Source organism: Stutzerimonas sp. CXK-1, assembly GCF_057738225.1.
Genome location: NZ_CM173217.1, coordinates 3,263,189 through 3,278,603 on the forward strand (window position 1 = coordinate 3,263,189; position 15,415 = coordinate 3,278,603).

At 65.4% G+C, this 15,415-nt stretch carries 16 protein-coding genes; 9 read left to right on the top strand and 7 right to left on the bottom strand.

Annotation, left to right across the window (positions count from 1 at the left end):
- Positions 1–92 precede the first annotated feature (92 nt).
- A complete protein-coding gene (gene mreB, locus AC0KXH_RS15575; RefSeq protein WP_041103926.1) occupies positions 93–1,130 on the bottom strand; it encodes a rod shape-determining protein MreB in 1,038 nt (345 codons plus the stop codon).
- A gap of 286 nt (positions 1,131–1,416) precedes the next feature.
- Here mreB and gatC point away from each other — a divergent pair, with 286 nt between their 5' ends.
- From gatC to AC0KXH_RS15605, 6 genes are all read left to right on the top strand, one after another.
- Complete coding sequence (gene gatC / locus AC0KXH_RS15580) at positions 1,417–1,704, top strand: Asp-tRNA(Asn)/Glu-tRNA(Gln) amidotransferase subunit GatC (protein WP_200290905.1); 288 nt, start codon at positions 1,417–1,419, stop codon at positions 1,702–1,704.
- A gap of 14 nt (positions 1,705–1,718) precedes the next feature.
- On the top strand, positions 1,719–3,170 hold the full coding sequence (gatA, locus tag AC0KXH_RS15585) for an Asp-tRNA(Asn)/Glu-tRNA(Gln) amidotransferase subunit GatA (RefSeq protein WP_488223659.1): 1,452 nt from the start codon (positions 1,719–1,721) through the stop codon (positions 3,168–3,170).
- 11 nt (positions 3,171–3,181) lie between these two features.
- Positions 3,182–4,630, top strand: coding sequence for an Asp-tRNA(Asn)/Glu-tRNA(Gln) amidotransferase subunit GatB (gatB, locus tag AC0KXH_RS15590; protein WP_043223260.1), 1,449 nt, complete (start codon positions 3,182–3,184; stop codon positions 4,628–4,630).
- 107 nt (positions 4,631–4,737) lie between these two features.
- On the top strand, positions 4,738–5,142 hold the full coding sequence (locus AC0KXH_RS15595; protein WP_041103919.1) for a septal ring lytic transglycosylase RlpA family protein: 405 nt from the start codon (positions 4,738–4,740) through the stop codon (positions 5,140–5,142).
- Between the two features lie 55 nt (positions 5,143–5,197).
- On the top strand, positions 5,198–6,265 hold the full coding sequence (locus AC0KXH_RS15600) for a calcium/sodium antiporter (RefSeq protein ID WP_488223660.1): 1,068 nt from the start codon (positions 5,198–5,200) through the stop codon (positions 6,263–6,265).
- A 23-nt stretch (positions 6,266–6,288) separates the two neighbouring features.
- On the top strand, positions 6,289–7,374 hold the full coding sequence (locus AC0KXH_RS15605; protein ID WP_488223661.1) for a calcium/sodium antiporter: 1,086 nt from the start codon (positions 6,289–6,291) through the stop codon (positions 7,372–7,374).
- Positions 7,375–7,402: 28 nt separating this feature from the next.
- On the opposite strand, the gene AC0KXH_RS15610 is transcribed toward AC0KXH_RS15605, so the two are convergent.
- The 3 genes from AC0KXH_RS15610 to AC0KXH_RS15620 all read right to left on the bottom strand — a co-directional run bounded on the left by AC0KXH_RS15610 (position 7,403) and on the right by AC0KXH_RS15620 (position 10,272).
- Positions 7,403–8,341: an AEC family transporter gene (locus AC0KXH_RS15610; RefSeq protein ID WP_212739726.1), complete on the bottom strand. Its 939-nt coding sequence runs from the start codon at positions 8,339–8,341 to the stop codon at positions 7,403–7,405.
- Positions 8,342–8,429: 88 nt separating this feature from the next.
- A complete protein-coding gene (locus AC0KXH_RS15615; protein WP_041103914.1) occupies positions 8,430–8,990 on the bottom strand; it encodes a response regulator transcription factor in 561 nt (186 codons plus the stop codon).
- Positions 8,991–9,018: 28 nt separating this feature from the next.
- Positions 9,019–10,272: an ATP-binding protein gene (locus tag AC0KXH_RS15620; protein ID WP_041103912.1), complete on the bottom strand. Its 1,254-nt coding sequence runs from the start codon at positions 10,270–10,272 to the stop codon at positions 9,019–9,021.
- A 148-nt stretch (positions 10,273–10,420) separates the two neighbouring features.
- On the opposite strand from AC0KXH_RS15620, the gene AC0KXH_RS15625 reads away from it, so the two are divergent.
- Complete coding sequence (locus AC0KXH_RS15625; RefSeq protein WP_043221760.1) at positions 10,421–11,125, top strand: SIMPL domain-containing protein; 705 nt, start codon at positions 10,421–10,423, stop codon at positions 11,123–11,125.
- Between the two features lie 62 nt (positions 11,126–11,187).
- Here the strand turns inward: AC0KXH_RS15625 and AC0KXH_RS15630 are convergent, their stop codons facing one another.
- Both AC0KXH_RS15630 and AC0KXH_RS15635 read right to left on the bottom strand, forming a co-directional pair.
- Positions 11,188–11,517: an RnfH family protein gene (locus AC0KXH_RS15630; RefSeq protein ID WP_041103909.1), complete on the bottom strand. Its 330-nt coding sequence runs from the start codon at positions 11,515–11,517 to the stop codon at positions 11,188–11,190.
- The gene (locus AC0KXH_RS15635; RefSeq protein WP_041103907.1) at positions 11,510–11,944 is read right to left on the bottom strand and encodes a type II toxin-antitoxin system RatA family toxin; all 435 of its coding nucleotides are present in this window, start codon (positions 11,942–11,944) and stop codon (positions 11,510–11,512) included. Before AC0KXH_RS15635 ends, AC0KXH_RS15630 begins: the two co-directional genes overlap by 8 nt.
- Positions 11,945–12,123: 179 nt before the next feature.
- On the opposite strand from AC0KXH_RS15635, the gene smpB reads away from it, so the two are divergent.
- Complete coding sequence (gene smpB, locus AC0KXH_RS15640; protein WP_041103905.1) at positions 12,124–12,606, top strand: SsrA-binding protein SmpB; 483 nt, start codon at positions 12,124–12,126, stop codon at positions 12,604–12,606.
- Between the two features lie 24 nt (positions 12,607–12,630).
- Here smpB and AC0KXH_RS15645 read toward each other — a convergent pair whose 3' ends face one another.
- Positions 12,631–13,425, bottom strand: a complete 795-nt coding sequence (locus AC0KXH_RS15645) for a GntR family transcriptional regulator (protein WP_041103903.1) — start codon at positions 13,423–13,425, stop codon at positions 12,631–12,633.
- A gap of 277 nt (positions 13,426–13,702) precedes the next feature.
- Between AC0KXH_RS15645 and AC0KXH_RS15650 the strand changes: the two genes are divergently transcribed.
- The gene (locus tag AC0KXH_RS15650) at positions 13,703–15,397 is read left to right on the top strand and encodes an L-lactate permease (RefSeq protein ID WP_488223662.1); all 1,695 of its coding nucleotides are present in this window, start codon (positions 13,703–13,705) and stop codon (positions 15,395–15,397) included.
- Positions 15,398–15,415: the final 18 nt, after the last annotated feature.

The window sequence follows — 15,415 nt, forward strand, 5'->3', positions numbered from 1 at the left end:
CCTCACGGATGCCGGGCTAGATACCAAAACGCGACAAGCCGGAAGGTCGCGGGGCGGCCCTCCGGCTTGTCGCCGGGAAACGACTGCGGGACTCACTCGGTGGAGAGCAGGTCCATGGCATGACGATCCATCATCTCCAGCGCTCGGCCACCGCCACGCGCAACGCAGGTCAGCGGCTCCTCGGCGACGATCACCGGCAGGCCGGTTTCCTGCGCGAGCAGCTTGTCGAGGTCACGCAGCAGCGCGCCGCCGCCGGTCAGCACCAGGCCGCGCTCGGCGATGTCCGAGGCCAGCTCCGGCGGCGACTGTTCCAGTGCGCTCTTGACCGCCTGGACGATGGTCGCCAGCGACTCCTGCAGCGCCTCGAGCACCTCGTTGGAATTCAGAGTGAAGCTGCGCGGTACGCCTTCGGCCAGGTTGCGGCCACGCACATCGACTTCGCGCAGTTCGCCACCGGGGAAGGCCGTACCGATTTCCTGCTTGATGCGTTCGGCGGTGGATTCACCGATCAGGCTGCCGTAGTTGCGGCGCACATAGGTGACGATGGCCTCGTCGAACCGGTCGCCGCCGACGCGCACGGATTCGGCGTAGACCACACCGTTGAGGGAGATCAGCGCGATCTCGGTGGTGCCGCCGCCGATGTCGACGACCATCGACCCGCGCGCCTCGTCGACCGGCAGCCCGGCGCCGATGGCGGCCGCCATCGGTTCCTCGATGAGGAACACTTCACGCGCGCCCGCACCCAGTGCCGATTCGCGGATCGCCCGACGCTCGACCTGGGTCGACTTGCACGGGACGCAGATCAGCACGCGCGGCGACGGTTGCAGGAAGCTGTTCTCATGCACCTTGTTGATGAAGTACTGCAGCATTTTTTCGCAGACGCTGAAGTCGGCGATGACGCCATCCTTCATCGGGCGGATGGCGTTGATGTTGCCCGGGGTACGGCCCAGCATGCGCTTGGCCTCGGTGCCGACAGCCACGACACTTTTCTGATTGCCGTGGCTGCGAATGGCGACCACCGACGGCTCGTCCAGGACGATGCCGCGATCGCGCACGTAAATAAGGGTATTGGCAGTGCCCAGGTCGATCGACAGATCGCTGGAAAACATGCCACGCAGTTTCTTGAACATTGGAGAAGGGCCCTTGGGGCAAACGCGTGGGGAAAAAATTGCCGCAAACTCTAACAACGGCATCAGGTCAGGGCAAGGCGCGATTCGGCGCAGCGCCGAGCGGGTGTGCACCAATCGGCGAAAAGCGCATCTGCCGCTGCGCCACGTCCCGCCCCACGCGCTACCGGGAAGCCGCTCCGGCATGTACCATTGCCGCCTTTGCCGGATGCCGAAAGCCCTGTTGCCGCCCCTCCAGAGGCCGCGCGGCAGGCTTCGCCCCCGATTCGCTTTGCGCTGGAGAGACCCGATGGCGATTGAACGCTCCGAGGTGGAAAAGATCGCTCACCTGGCCCGCCTGGGCCTGGCCGAGAACGACCTGCCCCGCACTACCGAAACGCTGAACAACATCCTTGGCCTGATCGACCGCATGCAGGCAGTCGACACCACCGGGGTCGAGCCACTGGCCCACCCGCTGGAAACGACTCAGCGCCTGCGCGCCGACGAGGTCACCGAGGCGAACCATCGCGACGATTACCAGGCCATCGCTCCGGCGGTGGAGAACGGCCTGTATCTGGTCCCGCGGGTCATCGAGTGATAAAGGAAGCCGACATGCACCAACTGAGCCTTGCCGAGATCGCTCGCGGCCTGAACGAGCGACAGTTCTCCGCCGAGGAGCTGACCCGCGGTCTGCTGGACCGCATCGCCCGCCTCGATCCGCAGATCAACAGCTTCATTACCGTCACCGAGGAACTGGCTCTGGCACAAGCCCGCGCGGCCGACGCCCGCCGCGCTGCCGGCGAGAATGGCGCCCTGCTCGGCGCGCCCATCGCGCACAAGGACCTGTTCTGCACCAAGGGCATCCGCACCAGCTGCGGCTCGAAGATGCTCGACAACTTCGCCGCACCCTACGACGCCAGCGTGGTCGAGAAGCTCGCAGCCGCTGGTGTGGTCTCCCTGGGCAAGACCAACCTGGACGAGTTCGCCATGGGCTCGGCCAACGAGTCCAGTCATTACGGTGCAGTGAAGAACCCCTGGGACCTGTCGCGTGTACCGGGCGGTTCATCCGGCGGTTCGGCCGCCGCGATTGCCGCGCGCCTGGTGCCCGCCGCCACCGGCACCGACACCGGCGGTTCGATCCGCCAGCCCGCCGCGCTGACCAACCTCACCGGCCTCAAGCCCACCTATGGCCGCGTTTCCCGCTGGGGCATGATCGCCTACGCGTCGAGTCTCGACCAGGGCGGCCCGATGGCGCGCAGCGCCGAGGACTGCGCCCTGCTGCTCGGCAGCATGGCCGGGTTCGATCCGAAGGATTCGACCAGTGTCGATCAGCCGCTCGACGACTATCTGGCCGCGCTGGGCCGGCCGCTGACCGGGCTGCGCATCGGCCTGCCGAAGGAGTACTTCGGCGAGGGCCTGGACCCGAAGATCGCCAGCGCAGTGCTGGCCGTAGTCGAGGAACTAAAGAAGCTCGGCGCCACGGTCAAGGACATCAGCCTGCCGAACACGCAGCACGCGATCCCTTCCTATTATGTGATCGCCCCGGCCGAGGCCAGCTCCAACCTGTCGCGCTTCGATGGCGTGCGTTTCGGCTACCGCTGCGAGAACCCGGCGGACCTCACCGACCTCTACAAGCGCTCGCGCGCCGAGGGCTTCGGCGACGAGGTCAAGCGCCGCATCATGGTCGGCACCTACGCCCTCTCGGCCGGCTACTACGACGCCTACTACATCAAGGCACAGCAGATCCGCCGACTGGTCAAGAACGACTTCGTCAGCGCCTTTGAGGAAGTCGACGTGATCCTCGGGCCGACCACCCCGAACCTGGCCTGGAAGCTCGGTGAGAAAAACGCCGACCCGGTCTCGGCCTATCTCGAAGACATCTACACCATCACCGCCAACCTGGCGGGCATTCCCGGCCTGTCGATGCCGGCCGGCTTCATCGACGGCCTGCCCGTCGGCGTGCAGCTGCTGGCGCCGTACTTCCAGGAGGCCCGCCTGCTCAACGTCGCGCACCAGTACCAGCAGGTCACCGACTGGCACACCCGCGCTCCGGCCGGATTCTGAGGAAACAGATGATGCAATGGGAAACCGTCATCGGGCTGGAGATTCATGCCCAGCTCAGCACCCGCTCGAAGATCTTCTCCGGCAGCGCCACCACCTTTGGCGCCGAGCCCAACACCCAGGCCAGCCTGATCGATCTGGGCATGCCCGGAGTGCTGCCGGTGCTCAACGAGAACGCCGTGCGCATGGCCTGCATGTTCGGCCTGGCGATCGACGCCGAGATCGGTGAGCGCAACGTCTTCGCGCGCAAGAACTACTTCTACCCGGACCTGCCCAAGGGCTACCAGACCAGCCAGATGGACCACCCCATCGTCGGCAAGGGGCATCTGGACATCACCCTAGAAGACGGCACGGTCAAGCGCATCGGCATCACCCGTGCGCATCTGGAAGAGGACGCCGGCAAGAGCCTGCACGAAGACTTCCACGGCATGACCGGCATCGACCTCAACCGCGCCGGCACGCCGCTGCTGGAGATCGTCTCGGAGCCGGACATCCGCTCGGCCAAGGAGGCGGTCGCCTACGTCAAGGCGATCCATGCGCTGGTGCGCTACCTGGGCATCTGCGACGGCAACATGGCCGAAGGCTCGCTGCGCTGCGACTGCAACGTCTCGGTGCGACCAAAGGGCCAGGCCGCCTTCGGTACCCGGGCCGAGATCAAGAACGTCAACTCGTTTCGCTTCATCGAAAAGGCGATCAACCACGAGATCCAGCGGCAGATCGACCTGCTCGAGGACGGCGGCCAGGTCGTTCAGGAAACCCGCCTGTACGACCCGAACAAGGACGAAACGCGCTCCATGCGCAGCAAGGAAGAAGCCAACGACTACCGCTACTTCCCCTGCCCCGACCTGCTGCCGGTGGTCATCGAGCGCAGTTATCTGGAACGTCTTCGCGCCGAACTGCCGGAGCTGCCGACCCAGAAGCGCGAGCGCTTCGAACGCGAGTTCGGCCTCTCAGCCTACGACGCCAGCGTGCTCTCGGCCAGCCGCGAGCTCGCCGACTACTTCGAGCAGGTGCAGCAGACCTGCGGTGACGCCAAGCTGGCGGCCAACTGGGTGATGGGCGAGCTGTCCAGCCTGCTGAACAAGGACGGCCTGGAGATCGAGCAGTCGCCGGTATCCGCCGAGCAGCTCGGCGGGCTGATCCTGCGTATCAAGGACGACACCATCAGCGGCAAGATCGCCAAGATGGTCTTCGAGGCCCTGGCCAACGGCGAAGGCCACTCTGCCGACGCGATCATCGAGAGCAAGGGGCTCAAGCAGGTCACCGACTCGGGTGCCATCGAGGCGATGCTCGACGAGGTGCTGGCTGCCAATGCCGCCCAGGTCGAACAGTACCGCGCCAGCGACGAAGCCAAGCGCGGCAAGATGTTCGGCTTCTTCGTCGGGCAAGCGATGAAGGCCTCCAAGGGCAAGGCCAATCCCGGCCAGGTGAACCAATTGCTGAAGAAAAAACTCGAAGGCTGAGCAGAACAGACGGCCGCCCGGGGCGGCCGGCTGCCATCCAAGGCCGTGCCGCCAACGCCTCTCGGTGACGGCGGCACTGCAGCCTGCGCGAGGCAAGGATCACCCAGATGTTCAACGGTCGGCTGCTGACCCTCCTGCTGTTCACCCTGCTGGCCGTCGGCTGCGCCGAGCGCCCATCGGCGCCTGCGCCGGACAAGCAAGGGCAGGAACAGCGGCAACCCTTCACACAGCGCGGCAAGGCCTCGTTCTACGCCCGCATGCACCATGGCCAGAAGACGGCCAGCGGCGAGGCGCACGATCAACAGGCGCTGGTCGCCGCGCATCGCTCCCTGCCCTTCGGCACGCGCGTGCGGGTTACCAACCTCGACAACGGCCGCCAAGTCGTCGTCCGCATCAACGACCGCGGCCCCTACCGCCGTGGCCGCATCATCGACCTGTCGCGCGCGGCGGCCGCACAGCTCGGCATGATCGAGGATGGCATCGCGCCGGTTCGCCTCGAAACCCTGCCATGAACCGGCAGCCGGCGGCCGGCTCAGCTGCGTTGCAGCTCACGGGGGAAAGCACCTGGTGTCACCGCTAGTTCTCGCCTATCTCGTCGCTGGCCTGACCCTGCTTTTCGTCGGCGCCGAAGCCCTGGTGCGCGGCGCATCGCGGCTGGCGCTGGGCCTCGGCGTGAAGCCTCTGATCGTCGGCCTGACGATCGTCGCCCTCGGCACCAGCTCGCCGGAGACCGCCATCAGCCTGCAGGCGGCCCTGTCCGGGCGTGGCGACATGGCCGTCGGCAATGCGCTGGGCAGCAACATCGCTAACATCCTTCTGGTGCTTGGCCTGTGCGCCATGATCGCCCCGCTGCATGTCTCGCGTCAGCTGATACGGCTGGACGTTCCGGTGCTGCTCGGCACCGGCGCACTGACCTATCTGCTGGCGCGCAACGGCCAGTTGGGCCGGGCCGAAGGCGTCGTACTGCTGCTGAGCCTGGTCGTCTACACGGCGTTTCTGGTCGTCGCCGCCTGGCGCGAGAACCACACTGCCCGCGAGCCGAGCGACGCGTCTAGCGCCAAGGCGCCTCGGCGGGTGCGCCAGTTGGTTCTTATCCTGATCGGCCTCGGCCTGCTGATCGGCGGCTCGAAACTGCTGATCGAAGGCGCGGCCGAACTTGCCCGCGCCTTCGGCCTTTCGGAACTGGTGATCGGCCTGACCGTGGTCGCGGTCGGCACCTCCCTCCCGGAGCTGGCCACTTCGGCGCTGGCCGTCTGGCGCGGCGAACGCGACATCGCCGTCGGCAACGCCATCGGGAGCTGCGTCTATAACCTGACGCTGGTGCTGGGCTCGGCTGCGCTGGCCTCGCCAGCCGGCCTGTCGATTTCACCCAACGCGCTGGCATTCGACTTCCCGGTCATGTTGGCGGTGTTCGCCGCCTGCCTGCCGATCTTTTTCTCGGGCTACCGCATCAACCGCTGGGAAGGCCTGCTGTTCTTCGCCTACTACCTGGCTTACTGCCTGTATCTCGTGCTCTTCGCGGTCGGTCTCGGCGCGCTGGACCTGTTCCGCCATGCAATGACTTGGTACGTATTGCCCTTGACCGCCGTGACCCTAACCGTGATCTTTCTGCGCGCCTGGCGACGCCGGCACTGATTTCCTACTCTTCGGAGCCTTCGATGACCCTGATGACCTTCGTTTACCTCGCCGCAGGCCTGGTGCTGCTCGTGGCCGGCGCCGAGGTACTGGTTCGCGGCGCCGCGCGCCTGGCCGCCCAGTTCGGTATCTCGCCGCTGATCATCGGCCTGACCGTGGTCGCCTTTGGCACCAGCGCCCCGGAAACGGCGGTGAGCGTCCAGGCAGCCTGGAACGGCAGCGGCGACATTGCCATTGGCAACGTCGTGGGCAGCAACATCGCCAACGTACTGCTGATTCTCGGCCTGACTGCCGCGGTCGCGCCGCTGGTGGTCTCGCGCCAGCTGATCCGTCTGGACGTGCCGCTCATGATCGGCGCCAGCCTGCTGACCTATGCGCTGGCCTGGGATGGCGCGCTGAGCCGCATCGACGGCGCCGTGCTGTTTCTCTGCGTGGTGGCCTACACGGGCTTTCTGATCGTCAGCAGCCGGCGCAACAACGCACCGGCGGACGACGAGTTCGCCAAGGAGTTCGGCCTCGAGGAAACGACCAAGCCGCATGCCAGTCTGATCAACGCCGGCCTGGTGATCGCCGGCCTGGTCCTGTTGGTGACCGGTTCGAACTTCCTCGTCGAGGGCGCCGTGGCCCTGGCCCGGGCGCTGGGCCTGTCGGAGCTGGTGATCGGCCTGACCGTGATCGCCATCGGCACCTCGCTGCCGGAGTTGGCAACCTCGATCCTGGCGGCGATTCGCGGCGAGCGCGACATTGCGGTCGGCAACATCGTCGGCAGCAACCTCTTCAACCTGCTCTGCGTGCTGGGCCTGGCCTCGCTGGTCTCGCCAACGCTGATCAAGGTGTCCGATGCCGCGCTGGCATTCGATTTCCCGGTGATGATCGGCGTCGCCCTGGCCTGTCTGCCGATCTTCTTCGCCGGCTACTGCATCCGCCGCTGGGAAGGCCTGCTGTTCCTTGGCTATTACATCGCCTACACCGCCTACCTGGTGCTGGCCAACACCGGCCGACCATTCGCCGAGACCTTTGGCGAAGCCATGCTCGGCTATGTGCTGCCGCTGACGGCGGTCACGATCCTGGTGATCGCCGCACGCGCCTGGAAGCGCCAGCAGGCCTGACCCCGGCCCGCTGCAGGCGTTGGCCCGGCTAGATCCAGCCGAGCCAGCGCAACAGCAGCAGACCGAGGTTGATCGTCAGCGCCGCGATCAGCGTGGTGATCACGATGATCGCGGCCGCCAACTGGGCATTGGCATTGACCGCGCGGGCCATGACAAAACTGGCCGCTGCCGTCGGGCTGGCAAAATAGAGGAACAGGATGCCCAGCTCAGGGCCACGCAGACCGCACGCCCAGGCACCGAGCGTGGCAACCAGCGGTAGCCAGACCATCTTCATCAGGCTCGAACTGAGCGCCATGCCATTGCGCTCGCGTAGCGCCTCGAGGGTCAGGGTGCCGCCGATACAGATCAGCGCCAGCGGCAGCGTCATCTTGGCGAAGTAGCCGGCGCTGGTCATCAACCAGCCGGGCAGCGCGACCTGCCAGTAGGCGAACGGCATGGCTGCCACCACACCGATGATCAGCGGATTGCGCAGGATACTGCCGAGAATGGAACGCACATCGGTCCGCCCGGCGGGGTTGTAGATCGCAAGCACCACCGCCGAAAGGCTGTTGTAGAGCAGAATCACCAGGCCCGCCAGCACCCCACCGAGCGACAGACCGTAATCACCATAGAGGCTGCTGGCCAGGGCCAGGCCGACGATGCCGTTGTTGCCGCGAAACGCGCCCTGCACGTAGACGCCGCGGTCGGCCCGGGGGCAGCGCAGCATTGCCCAGCCCCAGGCCAGCAAGAACGTCGCCAACGTGGCCAGGGCGAAGTAGATCAACACCCGCGGCTGCAGCGCAGCACTCAGGTCGGCCTCGATGATGGAGATGAACAGCAGCGTCGGCATCGTTGCCTTGAACACCAATGCCGACGCCGTGTTGATGAAGGCGGCGTCGATCCAGCCCAGCCGGCGCAGGACGACGCCGAGAAAGAGCATCGCGAAAACCGGAGCGGTGACGTTCAGGGTCTGGAGGACAAGAGACATGCCGGGGCCTGGGATCGAGCGAAACCCGGCATGTTAAAGCATCCGGCCCACGGCACCAGCGGCTCCGTGGGCTCGACGGCGGTTCGGCTCAGCGGCGTACCGGGCGCTTTTGCAGTTTGCGCTGCAAGGTCCGCCGGTGCATGCCGAGGGCGCGCGCCGTAGCGGAGATGTTGCCGTCGTGTTCGCTGAGCACGCGCTGGATGTGCTCCCACTGCAGCCGATCGACCGACATCGGGTTTTCCGGCACCAGGCTGTCGAGGTCGGCATGCTGCGATAGCAGCGCGGCGAGCACATCATCGGCATCGGCCGGCTTGCACAGATAGTTGCATGCACCGCGCTTGATGGCCTCAACCGCCGTCGCGATGCTGGAATAGCCGGTAAGGATCAGTACGCGCATTTCCGGATCGACTTCAAGCAGCTTGGGCAGCAGTACCAGCCCCGAGTCACCGTCCATCTTCAGATCGAGCACCGCGTAATCGGGAACGTCCTGGCGAGCCATCGCCAGCCCCTCGTCCGCCGAACCGGCGATGCTCACGCGCAGACCGCGGCGGCTCATGGCCCGCGCCATGACGCGGGTGAATGTCGGATCGTCATCCACCAGAAGCAGATGAGGTTGCTCCTCGCCCTCTTGCTGCAACTCGTCGGTCATGTCTATTCCTCCGCTTGAACGACTGAAGTCAGCTGCGCAGCATACCGTGCGGCAGGCGCAGCTCGGTCAGTGTGCCACCTTCTTCATGGTTGTAGAGTTTCACGGTACCGCCAGCACGGGTCACGCTGGCCTGGCTGAGAAACAGCCCGAGGCCGAAGCCCTTGCCCTTGGTAGTGATGAAGGGCCGGCCGATCTGCTCGGCGATCGCCAGCGGGACACCGGCACCGTGGTCACGAATGGTCAGCTTGATCCACTGCGCATCCCAATCCAGACGAATGTCCAGATCATCCGGGGACGCATCGGTGGCGTTGTTCAGCAGATTGAGCAGTGACTGACTGAGATCGGCCGCCGGCATCAGGCGCGGCGCACTGCCCTTGCCCAGGCACTGGAAGCGATAGGTCGCCTCCGGGCGCATCAGATGCCAGCGCTGCAGCACGCTGTCGACCCATTCCTTGGCGGTCTGTTCCTGAACGGCCTGGCGACGATCGGCCTCGGCAGCGCGCACCAGCTGCTGCAGACTTTCCTTGCACAGCTGTACCTGCGACTGCAGCAGCCCCAGATCCTCGTTGAGCTGCGGTTCCTTGTATTCCTGGCGCAACTCCTTGAGCAGCACGCTCATCGTCGCCAACGGGGTACCGAGCTCGTGCGCTGCGCCGGCAGCCTGGGTCGCTACCGCCAGCAGCTGCTGGTCGCGCAGGCTCTCCTCGCGCCGCTGGGCCTGCAGCTGGGCCTGCTGCCGCAGCTGTTCGGCCATGCGCGCGACAAAGAAGGTGATCAGCGCCGCCGCCAGGGCGAAGCTCAGCCACATCCCGTACACCTGCAACGTGGCGCGCTCGGCAGGCTCGAGCAGCAACGGGTCGTACCAGATGAGCATCGCGGTGTAGCCGGCCAGGGCGAAGCCCGAAAGCACGATCGAGTACAGCCAGGGCAAGGTCGCCGCCGCGATGGTCAGCGGCACCAGGTAATAGGAAACGAAGGGGTTGGTCGAACCGCCGGAGTAGTACAGCAAGGCACTGTGGATCAGCAGGTCGCAGCCCAGATGCACCGCATACTCCAGCTCGGTGACCGGCCATGGGCCCCGCAGCCGCAGGGCCGTGCCGACACAGAGCAGCGCCGACAGCCCCAGGGTGATACCGAGCGCCAACCAGGGCAGGGGCAGCAACTGCGTCGCATAGGCGATGCCCACCGCACCGGACTGCGCGGCGAGCACAAGGATTCTGATCAGGATCAGGAGCCGCAGGTTTTCGCGGCTGGCCGACAGCAGCTGAACGGACGAATACATGGAATCTCCAAGGATCCGGCGAGTATAACGAAGCCGCCAATTCGCCGACTCCCGTGCGGCAACAGGACGCACGGAATCACTGTGCAAACGGCCAGAGCCGGTTACATTCATCGCTCTTATCCTTATTTGTCCGTTCGAGGAGCAACCAATGTTCAAGCGAGTCTCTCACAGCATGACCCTGCTGGCATGCCTGAGTCTGTTCGCCAGCGCCCAGGCCCTGGCCGACGACCAGCGCTACAACCAGGTATCGCTGCGTGCCGAGGTCAGCCAGGAAGTGCCGCACGACCGGATGCAGGTCACGCTCTACACCGAAAGCCAGCACAGCGATCCGGCGCAGTTGGCGGGCGAGACGACCCGCACGCTGAACGAGGCGCTGCAACGGGCGCGGCAGGCCAAGGGCGTGACGGTCAGCCAGGGCAATCGCAGCAGTTATCCGGTCTACGAGGAAAAGGGCCAACGCATAGTCGGTTGGCGCGAGCGTGCGGAAATCCGCCTGGAAAGCGGTGACTTCGCAGCGCTGTCCAAGCTGACCGCCGATCTGATGCAAAGCCTGAAAATGGCCGACATGCAGTTCAGCGTCTCCGATGCCGTTGCCCAGAAGACCGAAGACGCCCTGCTCAAGGAGGCCGTCGCGGCGTTCCGCGCACGCGCCCAGCTGGCTACCGAGGCACTGGGCGGCAAGGATTACCGGCTGGTGAGTCTCAGCCTCGACGGTGGCGGCAACTTCCAGCCGCTGCGCGGGCCACGCATGAAGGCCGCGATGATGGATGCCGAATCCATGCCGGAGATCGAAGCGGGCAGCCGTCAGATCACCCTGAATGCCAATGGCGTCATCGAAGTGGTCATGCCCTGATCGGCGCGCCAGGGGCCGGGCAACCGGCCCGCATGGTCGCCGTGAAGCCTGCCGCTGGCCGCTTAGCCGGCCGTGTCCGGCTCGGCGGCGTCGGCCTGCTTCTTCGCCGCCTTCGCGGCGCGCTGCTTGCGGACTTCCTTGGGGTCGGCGATCAGCGGTCGATAGATCTCGACACGATCGCCCTCCTCCACCAGCCGCTCGTCGGGCTTCGGCACTGCCTTGCCGAAAATGCCAAGCGGCGCAGCGGCCAGGTCCAGCCCGGGGAAATGCGCCTGCATGCCGGACGCCAACGCCGCCTGGCGCACACTGGTTCCCTGCGGCACGGTGAGCCGGAGCAAGCGCTGCTTGTCGGCCAGCGCATAGACGACTTCGATGGCAACAGGCTTATCCATAAAGCTGCTTGGCCCTTTCGCAGAACGCATCGACGAGCGTATTGGCAGCCTGGGTGAACAACGGCCCCAGCGCCATTTTCACCACCGGGCCGGCGTAATCGAAGCGCAGATCGAGGCTGATCTTGCAGGCCTGCTCCCCCAGCGCCTTGAATTCCCAGATGCCGTGCAGATGGCTGAACGGCCCTTCTTCGAGGGTCATCTCGATACGTTTGCCCGGCTCCAGATCGTTGCGCGTCTTGAAGCGCTGGCTCAGCCCGGCCTTGCCCACCGTCATGCTCGCCTGCATGTGCGTGTCGCTGCTGGACAGCACTTCGGTGGCGGTACACCAGGGCAGGAACTGGGGATAGCTCGCCACATCGTTGACCATGTCGAACAGGGCCTGCGCAGGGTAAGGCAGCAGCGCGGAGCGTTGAATGTGCGTCGTCATGCGGACCTTCTACTTCAGGTGCGAGCGCCGGCCGGCCGGTCAGCGTCAGGCAAGGCGCCGAAGACCCGACGCCTGAAACAAGTTGCAGCATTGTCCGGGATTAACCGGATCGCCTCAAGTTCACGCCAACGCGGCGAGCTGTCGCCAGCCGCAGCGCGACTGCCTATAATGCGCGCCCTATGGCCAAACAGAAAAAGCAGTCCCCCGGGACCATCGCGCTTAACAAGAAAGCGCTACACGACTACTTCATCGAGCAGAAATTCGAAGCCGGGCTCGTGCTCGCCGGCTGGGAGGTCAAGAGTCTGCGCGCCGGCAAGGCCCAGCTCGTCGACAGCTACGTGCTGCTCAAGGATGGCGAGGCCTGGCTGATGGGCGCGCACATCAGCCCGCTGACCAGCACCAGCACTCACGTGATCGCCGACCCGACCCGTACCCGCAAGCTGCTGCTGCACAAGCGCGAGCTGGGCAAGCTGTTCGGTGCCGTGCAGCAGAAGGGCTACGCCTGCGTAGCGCTGTCGCTGTACTGGAAGAAGCACATGATCAAGTGCGAGATCGCCCTGGCCAAGGGCAAGAAGGAATACGACAAGCGCCACACCGCAAAGGAGCGCGACTCCGACCGGGAAATCCAGCGCGCCATTCGCAGCAAGGGCAAGGACGACTGACCGCGTCCGCCCTGCTCGCTCGCCTCAGCTCCTCACACCTGCCGCGAGGCCCCGCTCGCCATGCCGGCGCTGCGCCCGGGCCAGACGTTGCGCTTCCTGCTGTCCCTCGGCCAGCACTTCCTGCACATAGCTGATGTGTCGATGGATCACATCGCGCGCCTCGTTCGCCCGCCGCGCCATGATCGTTTCATAGAGCTCGCGGTGCTGGCTCATCAGCATGTCGCGCGTTTCGTCGCGCAGCGCATACATTCCGCCGATGTTGGTCACCACGTTGCGCTTGAGCAGATCGAACAGACCGCGGATGGTGTGCAGGAGCACGGCGTTGTGACTGGCCTCGGCGATCGCCAGGTGGAACTGGGCGTCGGCCGCCCCCTCCTCGGCGCGGGTGACCTTGCCCTCGCGCGCATAGCAGTCCTGTAGCGCTTCGAAGGCTTCGGTCAGGCGCTGGCGGTCAACCTCGGTGGCGCGCAGCGCCGCGTAGTAGGCACAGCTGCCTTCGAGCGTATGACGAAACTCCAAAAGGTCCCGCTGAGCATCGCTGTTGTTCTCCAGCAGGTGCAGCAGCGGGTCGCTGAAGGTCGAGCCCAGCGACTCGGCGACGAAAGTGCCGCCGCCGTGCCGGCTGACCAGCAGGCCCTTGGCCGCCAGCTTCTGGATCGCCTCGCGCAGCGACGGACGCGAGACGCCGAACTGCTCGGCCAACACGCGCTCGGCCGGCAGGCGCTCACCCGCCTTGAGCGTGCCCTCGAGAATCATCGTCTCCAGTTGCGCCACGATGCCATCAGCCAGCCGCCGCTGGCGCACCATTCCCACTTCCATTCATGCCTCGATTGGTTTGACCACTATATAGGCAGCCAGACTAGCGAGCGCCCTCAGCCCCCGCAAGACACCACCCTGCGACCAAAGTCTATGCAGGCCTCATTGACGCATTGACAAGCGAACTCTTACGCTGGCCATTCTCTGCCGAGAATTGGTATTACCAATTTACAAAACGAGCATCAAACAAAAAGAGGATCCTCCATGCCGTTTTTGCTCAGCTGTCTTCCCGCGGCCCTGCCGGGCTATCAATCGTGCAACGTGACGGCGGAGGTCTGACATGTCGACAGGTATGCTCGCCCTGTTTGCCTTTTCCCCGATCCTGCTCGCCGCTGTCCTGCTGATCGGCCTGCGCTGGCCGGCCCGCACGGCGATGCCGCTGGTGTACGTCGTCACCGCCGCTGTCGCGCTGTTCGTCTGGGACATGAGTTTCAACCGGGTCCTCGCCTCCACGCTGCAAGGCCTGGTCATCACCATCGGCCTGCTGTGGATCATCTTCGGCGCGATTCTGCTGCTGAACACCCTGAAGCATTCCGGCGGCATCACCGCCATCCGTGCCGGCTTCACCACCGTCAGCCCTGACCGCCGCATCCAGGCCATCATCATTGCCTGGCTGTTCGGCTGCTTCATCGAAGGCGCCTCGGGCTTCGGTACGCCGGCGGCGATTGCTGCGCCGCTGCTGGTAGCGATCGGCTTCCCGGCGATGGCTGCGGTCCTGATGGGCATGCTGGTCCAGAGCACGCCGGTGTCCTTCGGCGCGGTCGGCACGCCGATCATCGTCGGCGTCAACAGCGGCCTGGATACCGCCACCATCGGCGCCCAGCTGGTCGAGCAAGGTTCGAGCTGGCAGGCCTACCTGCAGCAGATCACCAGCAGCGTGGCGATCACCCACGCCATCGTCGGCACCGTGATGCCGCTGATCATGGTGCTGATGCTGACCCGCTTCTTTGGCAAGGAAAAGAGCTGGAGGGCCGGCTTCGAAGTGCTGCCGTTCGCGATCTTCGCCGGGCTGGCGTTCACCCTGCCCTACGTCGCCACCGGCGTATTCCTCGGCCCTGAATTCCCCTCCCTGCTCGGCGGCCTGATTGGCCTGGGCATCGTCACCACCGCGGCGCGCATGGGCTTTCTGGTACCCAAGCGCACCTGGGACTTCGCCGACGCGAAGGACTGGCCGAGCGAATGGCTGGGCAGCGTGGAAATGAAACTCGAGGACCTGGCTGCCCGCCCGATGAGCACCTTCCGTGCCTGGCTGCCCTACGTACTGGTCGGCGCGCTGCTGGTGATCAGCCGTGTGTTCCCCGACGTCGGCAACCTGCTCAAGGCCTGGAACATCGCTTTCAACGACCTGCTCGGCGAAGCCGGCGTCAGCGCCAGCATCCAGCCGCTGTACCTGCCGGGCGGCATTCTCGTCCTGGTGGTTCTGGCGACCTTCTTCCTGCATGGCATGAAGGCCCGCGAGCTGGGCGCAGCGATCAAGGAATCCTCCAGCGTGCTGCTGAGCGCAGGCTTCGTACTGCTGTTCACCGTGCCGATGGTGCGCATCCTGATCAACTCCGGCGTGAATGCCGGCGAGCTGGCCAGCATGCCGATCACCATGGCGCGCTATGTCGCCGACAGCGTCGGCAGCGTCTATCCGCTGCTGGCACCGACGGTAGGTGCGCTGGGCGCCTTCCTGGCCGGCTCGAATACCGTCAGCAACATGATGTTCAGCCAGTTCCAGTTCGGCGTGGCCACCAACCTCGGCATCTCCGGCGCGATGATCGTTGCGATCCAGGCCGTCGGCGCCGCCGCCGGCAACATGGTGGCGATCCACAACGTGGTTGCCGCATCCGCCACCGTTGGCCTGCTCGGCCGCGAAGGGCAGACCTTGCGCAAGACCGTTTGGCCTACGCTGTACTACGTACTGTTCACGGGGGCGATCGGCCTGATCGCGATCTACGTGATGGGCGTGACCGACCCGCTGGTCGGTAAGTAAGACAACCGTGAAACCTTG

Coding starts and splice junctions, on each gene's coding strand:
- mreB (WP_041103926.1), bottom strand. CDS start 1,130: ATGTTCAAGAAACTGCGTGGCATGTTTTCCAGCGATCTGTCGATCGAC.
- gatC (WP_200290905.1), top strand. CDS start 1,417: ATGGCGATTGAACGCTCCGAGGTGGAAAAGATCGCTCACCTGGCCCGC.
- gatA (WP_488223659.1), top strand. CDS start 1,719: ATGCACCAACTGAGCCTTGCCGAGATCGCTCGCGGCCTGAACGAGCGA.
- gatB (WP_043223260.1), top strand. CDS start 3,182: ATGCAATGGGAAACCGTCATCGGGCTGGAGATTCATGCCCAGCTCAGC.
- AC0KXH_RS15595 (WP_041103919.1), top strand. CDS start 4,738: ATGTTCAACGGTCGGCTGCTGACCCTCCTGCTGTTCACCCTGCTGGCC.
- AC0KXH_RS15605 (WP_488223661.1), top strand. CDS start 6,289: ATGACCCTGATGACCTTCGTTTACCTCGCCGCAGGCCTGGTGCTGCTC.
- AC0KXH_RS15610 (WP_212739726.1), bottom strand. CDS start 8,341: ATGTCTCTTGTCCTCCAGACCCTGAACGTCACCGCTCCGGTTTTCGCG.
- AC0KXH_RS15615 (WP_041103914.1), bottom strand. CDS start 8,990: ATGACCGACGAGTTGCAGCAAGAGGGCGAGGAGCAACCTCATCTGCTT.
- AC0KXH_RS15620 (WP_041103912.1), bottom strand. CDS start 10,272: ATGTATTCGTCCGTTCAGCTGCTGTCGGCCAGCCGCGAAAACCTGCGG.
- AC0KXH_RS15625 (WP_043221760.1), top strand. CDS start 10,421: ATGTTCAAGCGAGTCTCTCACAGCATGACCCTGCTGGCATGCCTGAGT.
- AC0KXH_RS15630 (WP_041103909.1), bottom strand. CDS start 11,517: ATGGATAAGCCTGTTGCCATCGAAGTCGTCTATGCGCTGGCCGACAAG.
- AC0KXH_RS15635 (WP_041103907.1), bottom strand. CDS start 11,944: ATGACGACGCACATTCAACGCTCCGCGCTGCTGCCTTACCCTGCGCAG.
- smpB (WP_041103905.1), top strand. CDS start 12,124: ATGGCCAAACAGAAAAAGCAGTCCCCCGGGACCATCGCGCTTAACAAG.
- AC0KXH_RS15645 (WP_041103903.1), bottom strand. CDS start 13,425: ATGGAAGTGGGAATGGTGCGCCAGCGGCGGCTGGCTGATGGCATCGTG.
- AC0KXH_RS15650 (WP_488223662.1), top strand. CDS start 13,703: ATGTCGACAGGTATGCTCGCCCTGTTTGCCTTTTCCCCGATCCTGCTC.